The organism is Clostridium sp. CCUG 7971 (genome assembly GCF_017590215.1).
Taxonomy (GTDB): domain Bacteria; phylum Bacillota; class Clostridia; order Peptostreptococcales; family Peptostreptococcaceae; genus Faecalimicrobium.
This window is the reverse complement of the sequence record NZ_JAFFPK010000061.1, coordinates 1-9,572: the sequence shown is the minus strand read 5'-3', so window position 1 is coordinate 9,572 and position 9,572 is coordinate 1. Positions and strand designations below refer to the sequence as shown.

Annotated in this window: 10 protein-coding genes; 7 read left to right on the top strand and 3 right to left on the bottom strand. The window is 28.6% G+C overall.

The window, feature by feature from the left end; genetic code table 11:
* Positions 1-76: 76 nt before the first annotated feature.
* Positions 77-295: a DUF1659 domain-containing protein gene (locus JWF52_RS08725; protein WP_208333190.1), complete on the bottom strand. Its 219-nt coding sequence runs from the start codon at positions 293-295 to the stop codon at positions 77-79.
* A gap of 286 nt (positions 296-581) precedes the next feature.
* On the opposite strand from JWF52_RS08725, the gene JWF52_RS08720 reads away from it, so the two are divergent.
* Positions 582-725: a hypothetical protein gene (locus JWF52_RS08720; RefSeq protein ID WP_208333189.1), complete on the top strand. Its 144-nt coding sequence runs from the start codon at positions 582-584 to the stop codon at positions 723-725.
* A 188-nt stretch (positions 726-913) separates the two neighbouring features.
* On the top strand, positions 914-1,102 hold the full coding sequence (locus JWF52_RS08715) for a hypothetical protein (protein WP_208333188.1): 189 nt from the start codon (positions 914-916) through the stop codon (positions 1,100-1,102).
* Positions 1,103-1,124: 22 nt separating this feature from the next.
* Here the strand turns inward: JWF52_RS08715 and dcm are convergent, their stop codons facing one another.
* On the bottom strand, positions 1,125-2,222 hold the full coding sequence (gene dcm / locus JWF52_RS08710; protein ID WP_208333187.1) for a DNA (cytosine-5-)-methyltransferase: 1,098 nt from the start codon (positions 2,220-2,222) through the stop codon (positions 1,125-1,127).
* 185 nt (positions 2,223-2,407) lie between these two features.
* On the opposite strand from dcm, the gene JWF52_RS08705 reads away from it, so the two are divergent.
* The 4 genes from JWF52_RS08705 (at position 2,408) to JWF52_RS08690 (ending at position 5,497) form a co-directional block, all read left to right on the top strand.
* Positions 2,408-3,553 (top strand): phospholipase D-like domain-containing protein, encoded by a 1,146-nt coding sequence (locus JWF52_RS08705; RefSeq protein WP_208333186.1) that lies wholly within the window; start codon positions 2,408-2,410, stop codon positions 3,551-3,553.
* A 19-nt stretch (positions 3,554-3,572) separates the two neighbouring features.
* Positions 3,573-4,643: a hypothetical protein gene (locus tag JWF52_RS08700; protein WP_208333185.1), complete on the top strand. Its 1,071-nt coding sequence runs from the start codon at positions 3,573-3,575 to the stop codon at positions 4,641-4,643.
* Positions 4,644-4,877: 234 nt separating this feature from the next.
* Positions 4,878-5,108: a hypothetical protein gene (locus JWF52_RS08695; RefSeq protein WP_208333184.1), complete on the top strand. Its 231-nt coding sequence runs from the start codon at positions 4,878-4,880 to the stop codon at positions 5,106-5,108.
* A gap of 134 nt (positions 5,109-5,242) precedes the next feature.
* Positions 5,243-5,497, top strand: coding sequence for a Mor transcription activator family protein (locus JWF52_RS08690; protein WP_208333183.1), 255 nt, complete (start codon positions 5,243-5,245; stop codon positions 5,495-5,497).
* A 118-nt stretch (positions 5,498-5,615) separates the two neighbouring features.
* On the opposite strand, the gene JWF52_RS08685 is transcribed toward JWF52_RS08690, so the two are convergent.
* Positions 5,616-7,214, bottom strand: a complete 1,599-nt coding sequence (locus tag JWF52_RS08685) for a peptide chain release factor 3 (protein WP_208333182.1) — start codon at positions 7,212-7,214, stop codon at positions 5,616-5,618.
* Between the two features lie 484 nt (positions 7,215-7,698).
* Here JWF52_RS08685 and JWF52_RS08680 point away from each other — a divergent pair, with 484 nt between their 5' ends.
* A complete protein-coding gene (locus JWF52_RS08680) occupies positions 7,699-9,438 on the top strand; it encodes an ABC-F family ATP-binding cassette domain-containing protein (RefSeq protein ID WP_208333181.1) in 1,740 nt (579 codons plus the stop codon).
* Positions 9,439-9,572 lie beyond the last annotated feature (134 nt).

Sequence of the window (9,572 nt, the reverse complement as noted above, 5' to 3'; positions counted from 1 at the left end):
TTTTTAAAAGTCATAAGTAATTTTTTAGTAAGTTCCATATTAAAGTTCTCCTTTCATAAAAATTTAATACAAAGGTTTATGCACCAAGTGTTGTATTATCAACTTTGATTATGTCTAAAACACCATGTTCTTGCAGTCCCATTATAGCTTCAGCAACATCATACACATCTTGCAAAGAAGCATTATGTTTTAAAGAAGTATAAGATTTAGTTCTAGTTTTAGATTTTCCATCTACCATGCCTAAATCTAATCTTACTTTTAAGCTTGAAGGGTTCTTTATTTCAACAACAGCCATTATATTTACCTCCTTTTAAATTTTATTTAAGAAAAGTAACAGCTAAACTTGAAAAGTTTCGCCAACACGTCGCTCAAGTGAAGCGAAATTTTGATTACTTTCTTAATATGAGTATAGGAGATTTATTTTTTTAGTTATATTAAAGTATTTTAGAAAAAAGTTTAAATAAATAATTTAAGATTTAAATACTTTGGTTTGTTGTTATATAAGTACCTCTAAATCTTTTAAATACAGATTGATTGTCCAAAATCTAGATACCATTTAATTAAGATTGGAGGGATTTTATGTGGGAGTAGTTTGTATATTCCGAGTGAGAATAGTCTTGTTAAGTATTTTAGGAATAAGAAGATTAGAGAAAGTTTTAATGGGGACTATAAGGCTATTTCTAGGTAGTGAGGTTCAAGTTAGAAATATTGTTAATTTTAAATAAATATAGATTGATTGTATTTTTAGGATAAATGCTTCGCATAAGTGGGTTATGGTTGAAAGTTACTCTTAGATGTGAACCTTTGGTTGTAAGCACCGATATGAAGAAACTTATACTTCATAAAACTAAGGCATACAAGGTTATGCTACATTTTAGCTCATATATCAGAGGATTTTTGATTGGGATATTAGATGAAATTTAGCTTTGACTATAATACAACTAAAATTGTAATATTTGAAAGTAAAATATCAGATGAACATATAAATTTTATGGAAAATACAGATAAATTAGTTTTATGGGCTGATAAAAATACAAATAGAATATTAGGAAGTAAGAAAAGCTTAGAAGTTATATCTAAGTTAGGAATTATATTAAAATAAGCTATCATTTAGATAGCTTATTTTAATATTGAGTAATAGCAACTAATTCAGAGATGCTATTATTTATATAATCGCTACTTAGTGTATTTATTATATTTCTAGCAATTCTTTCAATAACAGTAACTGTTACGCAGTTGCCAGCTTGTTTATATTTTTGTCCATTTGGATAAGGCCTCTTAGTTCCTTTTTCATTAACCGTATACTCAGGGAATGAGTGATGATGATCCCTCTTGGGATTATTAAATCCTTGGAATAATAAACACTCTTCTGGTGTTAGTTTTCTAATATCGTGATTATCTAAAACAAGAGGAACGTTATGTCCGCCAGTACCCATATTTGCTGTAAGAGTAGGACATACATTATTTTTATTTTCTCTTATATATTGTCCTCTTCTTATTTGATAAAGAGTATCCTGTTTTGTCATTTCCAATTTTAGATCTTCATAATATTTAGTTTGATTATAATAATACTTTTCATCTTTCTTTTCGTTTAAATTAATTATATCAGATATTTTAGTTGTAAGATCTATTGCATCTGGAAACTCAAAGTTATCAATAAGTTCTTTCTTATTAAATCCGACTATAAATATACGCTCTCTATTTTGAGGTATATTACCATGAATCATAGAGTTTAAAACTTCTGCTTTAACATGATACCCTAAACCTTCAAGTTTTTCCTTTATAACTTTAAAAGTATTACCATTATCATGAGATTTTAAGTTTTTAACATTTTCAAGTAAAAATGCTCTTGGTCTTTTGGCATCCAATATTGTCAAGATTTCGAAGAATAAGTTTCCGCGCTCATCTTCAAATCCTTTACGTTCGCCAGCTATAGAGAAAGCTTGGCATGGAAACCCTGCTGTTAATATATCAAAATCAGGAATAGATTTGGATACTCTATCTATGCACTGATGAATTGTCTCTCCGTCTTTAGGGCGAGTTATATCATGTATGTCCCCTTCAACTAAATGAGGTGCTCCATTAAAATTATGTCTATATGTCTCACATGCATATTTATCTATTTCATTTGCCCAAACAAGATCACAACCTTCATTTTTAAAACCTAAACAGACTCCTCCGATACCGGCAAACATACTTGCTACTTTATAATCTTTATTCATATTTGGTGGACCTCCGTGTCATATAATGATGTTTAATTTTATCATAAAATAGATAAAAATACACTACTTGATTAAAAATAAAACGTATGTTCAGTAATGATAGTTTGACCAAATTAGTAAAAATTATGTAAAATAGTAAAAAGAAGTAAAAATTAATTAAGTTTTATATTTGAGGGAGATTAGTTATGTTTTTTGAGATGCAAAGTACTAAGCAAAGAAATTATTATTGTGACTTATTGAAGTCTATTGGTGCATTGTCTAGATTATATAGTGATAATGAATGCCCATATATAGGATATAGAGAAGCTGAGAACATGTTTTGCCTAGCTTTTGAGGCAGATAATTTATCTAGATCTGATGTGTCAGCAGATGCAGCTAAAGATGGTATTGGAATTGGTATGAAAACTTTTTTAAATACAAATGGAAGGTCTCTCCAAAAAGTTGCAGAGTTTAATAAGGATGCAGATTTATATAGAGGCAAAGGTTCAAAGGAAATAGTTAATATAGTAGCAGAGCTTAGAAATGAAAGAATTAATTCAACTATGAGGATACATGGCCTTCATAAGATGATATATCATTGTGTTGTAAGATCTGAAAGAAAGATAATGGTGTTTGAAGAAAACATGGATGAAGTAGATATAGATTCTATAAAAAATATAAAAGAATCTAAAAATACTATTACATTTAGAGATAATAAGCATGAATATAGTTTTAATCTATCTAAGAGTACTTTATATAAGAGGTTCATAACACCTAATAGTTTACTTATTGATTTAGATATAGATGTACTAGATAATCCTTTTGAAGCAATAAGAAAACTTGTAACAGATGGATCTGATTTACTTAAGTTTGTACCTATTATGAAAAATAAAGAGCATGTATTTTTGCCACTATACTCTGTTAAGAAAGGTGATAAATATGTTCCAGAAAAGAGTGGGTTAAATCAATGGAATGCAGGTGGAAGAAAGAGAGATCCTAATGAAGTTTATATATCTATACCATCATGGATACATAAAGAGTTCGTAGGTTTTTTTCCGAACAGAGATGTAGCATTTGAGTTGATATTACCAGATAAAAGTAAATTAAGTGCAAAAGTATGTCAAGATGGCGGTAAGGCTCTTATGTCAAATCCAAATTTAGACCTAGGAAAATGGATACTTAGACAAGTAATGAATTTAGACGAATGTGAATTACTTACATATGAAAAATTAGAAGATATAGGTGTTGATTCAGTTATTATATATAAGGAATGTGAGCGTGCATATAGCATTAATTTCACAAAAATTGGATCTTATGAGCAATTTAAAGAAGAGAATAAAACTAATATATAATTAAATAGGGAGATGTAAAATGAAAGAACTTTATGATCAAGATTTCATAAATACTTTGCCAGAGATAAGTGGTAAATGGAAAGCGCCATTAATATCATATATAGCAAAAGAGCATAATAATTACTGTAAGAATTTAAAAAATTTTATAGAACAATGGTATGAAAAAATAGAAGATAAGAAAAAAGAAGATAGTTATAAAAGGTTAAGGAGTCAAAATGATGATGAACTTAAGGCTAAGATAAATGAGTTTTTAGTAGCTGAGTTTTGTAGCAGTATAGGCAATATTGAATTTGATCCAACTATCAAAGATGGGAAAACGCCAGAGCTTTTATGGTTTATAGACAATAAAAAGGCACTATTAGATGTTGTGACCCTTTCTCCTCAAGAAGATGTAAAAAAAGAAAATCATGATATAGATATCCTTTTAAATTATCTAAAAAACATAGAGAGTGATAAATATAATTTAATAATTCATTATGATTATATCAGTAGAGGTTTTAAACCTAAAGAAATAAAATTAGAGATTGATAGATATTTAGAAAAGATATGTGATAAGAGTAACTACATTGAACCACTTTATATAGATAAAGATTACTTTAGAGGAGAAATAGATTTTATACCAAGAAAATCCGACGATAAAAGAAAAGTAGAATTAGGTGTTAGTCAACCAGCTAGAATGATTGAGCCTGTTAAGTCTATATCAAAGAGAATAAAAGGTAAATTATCTAAATATAAATGGGATGGACCTATTTTTGTAGCTATATGTAGCAACTCATCATTTGGGTGTGACTGGGAAGATGTAGCAGAAGTTTTATATGGTAAAGAAATTTATGATTATAATATAAATACAGGAGAAACAATATTAAAAATTGATGCTAGTGGTATGGTAATGCCGAAATCAAATGGTGGTATACTAAATACATCATTAACTGGAGTACTACATTGCGAGATAATAAATATCAACGACAAACCGTGTTTAAATGTAAGATACTTAAAAAATCCATTCTCAAAATATAAGGTAGATATAAACATACCAACGTATCCTAAATGTGATAGTGAAAAAATATATTTTGAATGGGAAAATAACTGATTTTATTATATAAATATTAGATCTTGGAGAATTTTTAGTATGTCTTCAATGGAAGAGTAATAAATAGAAGGAATATTTAAAAGGAAAATAGATGTAAAAAGATACATAGAAGTTCATCATAAAATAGATTTATCAGATAGTAGTGAAGATATATTAGCAAATACAATAGGGTGTGTACAAATTGTCATGTAGAATTTAAATACTTAGTGTTTGACAATTGTGAGGTGATATCAAATGGAAGCAAATAAGGTGATACTTCAAAAGATGTACACAAAGATAATAATGGAATTTTCCAATCAAACCGGTAAAGATGTACTAGAAAGTATGGATTATTTCTATAACTCTACAACTTATGACTTAATTAAAAATGGTGTTTCAGATATCCATTGTAGAGGCTATAAATATTTAGCTGATGAATTAATGTTAGAGTATGGATTTAAAAATCATAAAGGATATGTTAACTAAAATACCCTGAGTCTTAAAAAGAGACTCAGGGTATTTTTAAACTTATGTTACTAAATTTACTATTAAGTAGTATGTTAAAGAATTTTATAAAAGATATGTAGGTGATATAATTTAATTAAGATGGGAGGGATTTTATGCTTAAGTATTTGAGTAAAGAAGATCTACCTGAGTCAGTTTTAGACATTGTTGATACTATAGGTATTGATGCATTTAAGGACTTGGTGAGACTTTTAGGTGGGAGTAGTTTGTATATTCCGAGTGAAAGTAGTCTTGCTAAGCCGCTTAGGAATAAGAGGATTAGAGAAAGTTTTAATGGGGATTATAAGGCTATTTCTAGGAAGTTTGGGATTAGTGAGGTTCAAGTTAGAAATATTATCAATTTTAAGTAACTATCTTAATTATATAGACAATTATGGTTAACAGATAAATAGTTATGAAAATATTAATCCCCCTACGTTTAAAAAATAGACGTAGGGGGATTAATATTTATTTTAGAAGCGAATTTTTTTATAAAGAAGTTTCTCTTAAAACTATATCTTCATTTCTCTCAATTAAATGTCTAATAGACCATTCATTTTGAAGTAACACTACTGGATTGCTATTTTTATCTTCAACTAATAATGTATCCATTGGCATTGAAAGCCTACCATATTTGGAAAGATCATTTTCAATCCAACGTACATGGCGATAAGGTAGTGGGTTCATTAGCATATCAACACCATATTCTTGTTTTAGACGATATTCTAAAACTTCAAATTGTAAAACTCCAACTACTCCTACAATAAGTTCTTCCATACCAGAATGAGGTTGTTTGAATATCTGTATAGCACCTTCTTCTGATAATTGTGTAAGACCCTTTACGAACTGTTTTCTTTTAAGAGCATTCTTTGTAGATACTCTTACGAAATGTTCGGGAGCAAATTGTGGTATACCAGTGTATTGTAACTTTGATTGCTTTTCACTTAATGTATCACCAATATTAAATATTCCTGGGTCGTGTATCCCTATAATGTCCCCTGGATAAGCTGTGTCTATTATAACACGGTCTTGTGCCACAAACTGTTGAGGTTGCGAAAGTTTAACCTTTTTGTTTCTTTGTACATGATTTACTGTCATACCTTTTTCAAATTTACCAGAGCAAATTCTAAGGAATGCAATTCTATCTCTATGATTTTTATCCATATTAGCTTGAATTTTAAATATAAATCCTGAGAAGTTATCAGAACTAGGGTCAATATCACCTAAATTACTGCTACGAGGATTTGGTGGAGGCGTTATTTCTAGGAATGATTCTAAAAATGGTTCTACACCAAAGTTAGTAAGAGCACTTCCGAAAAATACAGGTGTCAATTCACCATCTAATATTGTATCTAAATCAAAATTATCTCCAGCAATATCTAAAAGTTCAATATCCTCTAATAGTTTTTCATGAAGAGCATCACCTAATAAAGTTTTAAATTTTTCATCAGATATATCTCCAGTTGTAGAATTAGCGATAGATTGTCCATGGTTACCATCATCAAATAGTTCCACTTGATTTTTATGACGGTTAAACACACCTTTGAACTCTTTACCAGAACCAATTGGCCAGTTTACTGGGCAAGAGCGAATTCCTAAAACATTTTCGATATCTTCAAGTAGTTCAAATGGATCTCTTCCTTGACGGTCCATTTTATTGATGAAAGTGAAAATTGGAATTCCTCTCATTTTACAAACTTGGAATAATTTCTTTGTCTGATCCTCAACACCTTTAGCAGAGTCAATAACCATTACTGCACAGTCTGCGGCCATAAGAGTTCTATAAGTATCCTCACTGAAATCTTGATGTCCTGGAGTATCAAGAATATTTATGCAAAAGTTATTATATTCAAATTGAAGAACACTTGATGCAACTGATATACCTCTTTGTTTTTCAATTTCCATCCAGTCAGATACTGCATGTTTTTGAGATCTTCTTGATTTAACTGAACCTGCTTCACGAATGGCACCACCATATAATAGAAACTTTTCAGTTAATGTAGTTTTTCCTGCATCGGGATGGGAAATGATTGCAAAGGTTCTTCTTCTTTTAACTTCATCAATCAAGTTTAAATTTTGTTCTGTCATTTTTTATCATCCTTTATTTTAATTTTATGATTACCTAAATATAAAAAATTATATTTAATAATAGTTTTAAAATGAACATAATTTTTTATGTACTATAAAAAACTACAATATTATTGATATTATAACTTTATTGAAAAACTGTCAATATAAAAACCTTATGAAAATAGCTTTAATATAATTGATTTAAGACAAGTGTGTCATAATTGGCATATTACTTTATATAGTAAAGGTTAAGTATATATTACATATGAAATAAAGAGAATGTTTTAATATTCCAAGCTAATCTTATTTAGAGTAGAAAGCCATGAAAAGTTTTAATATGAAATATTGAAATTAGTCTAAAAAAATGTTATTCTATCAACAGTAAATTAAAAAAGAATGTCATTACTATATATAATAAATTGCAAAACTTAGACTTTGAAGATTATATATTTAAGAGCTTATTTTTATAAGCTCTTTTTAAATGATAAAGAGAGGTAATAATATGATAAAAATTGACAACTTGTCCTACTCATTCCCGCGAAAAGATCTATATAATAATATTTCATTTACAATAGAGGATGGTCAACACTGTGCTTTTATAGGAGCAAGTGGTAGCGGAAAAAGTACACTAATAGATATAATTATGGATCCAGAAAAATATATGTTTGATGGTAATTTAGAAATGGACCCAAACTGCAAAATTGGTTATGTAAGCCAGTTTTCACAACGAGATAAAACAAAAGAAACTACAGTGTTTGAATATATAGGCGAAGAATTTATTAAGCTACAAGAAAAAATTGCATCTATTTGTACACAAATGGAAACATCTTCAGACATTGAGACTTTATTAGAACAGTATCAAGAAGCCTTAGACGCATTTGACGCAATTGATGGTGATGATTTTGAAAGTAATATTAATAGAAAACTAAATCTTGCAAATCTAAGTAAGCATAAAGATAAAATGATATCTGAACTTAGTGGTGGGGAATTCAAACTTATTCAAGTTATTAAGGAAATGCTTAATAATAAAGACTTAATGATTATGGATGAACCAGATGTGTTTTTAGATTTTGAAAACCTAAATGCTCTTAAAAACCTAATTAATTCTCACAAAAAAACAATGTTAATTATCACGCATAATAGATATTTATTAAATCATTGTTTTAACAAAATTATACACCTTGAAAATACGGAACTTCAAGAATTTGATGGAAGATATATTGATTATAATTTATCATTACTTCAAACTAAAATTGAGTTACAAGAATTATCTATTGCTGATGATGAAGAAATAGCAAAAAATGAGATAAGAATAGAAAAGTTAAGAGAGAGAGCAACTTATAATGCAGAAGCCTCTAACGGTAGAGCATTAAAAGCGAGAGTTAAAATACAAGAAAGATTAGAAGCACGTAGAATAAAAGCTCCGTTTGTAGAGATTAAACAACCTAATATCAATTTAGCTACTAATAATGAAATAGAAGAAACTACTGCTCTAAAAGTTGAAGATTTAAGCATAGCATTTGATGAAGTACTTTTAGAAAATGTTAACTTTGAGATTAAATCTAATGATAAAGTAGCTATTGTTGGTACAAATGGTGTTGGAAAAACTACTTTGCTTAGATCAATATTTAAAAATAATCATGATTGTATACAAATAAATAATGATATTGAAGTGGCTTATTTATCACAGATGCAAGGCGAAATATTAAATGAGTCTAATACTATACTTCAAGAGTTTTACGACGCTGGGTTTGAAACTTATGGAGAAATTAGAAGATATATTTCAAACTATGGCTTTGGGCAAGATTTCATTGAACAAAAGATAAAATCTTTATCTGGTGGAGAAAAAAATATTCTTCAATTGGCTAAAGTATCATCTAGTAAAGCAAATATGTTACTTCTTGATGAGCCAACAAGTCATTTAGATACTTATTCTCAAATGGCACTTGAAAATGCTATAGAAAATTATAATGGTGCAATTTTAATGATTTCTCATGATTATCAATTTATAAATAATTGTATGGATTATGTTTTAATGATTGAAGATAAGACTATTAGAAAAATGAGTATGAAAAAGTTTAGAAGAATGATTCATGCTAACCATTTTGACAAAGACTATTTAGAAATAGAACTAAAGAAAAAGGCTGTTGAAACAAAGATAGCAAGAGCTTTAATAGATACTGATTTTGAACTTGCAAAAACTTTATCTAAAGAGCTAGAAGAGCTGATTAAGTTACTTTAGCTCAAAATAGTGTCTCAAGATTATGAGGCAATCGAGATAGAAATATTATCAAATAAAATAACCCTGGGTCTTAAAAACAGTAAAATGTATCCTATAGAGTGGACAATTATAAAATGTCCTTCTATAGGATTTTT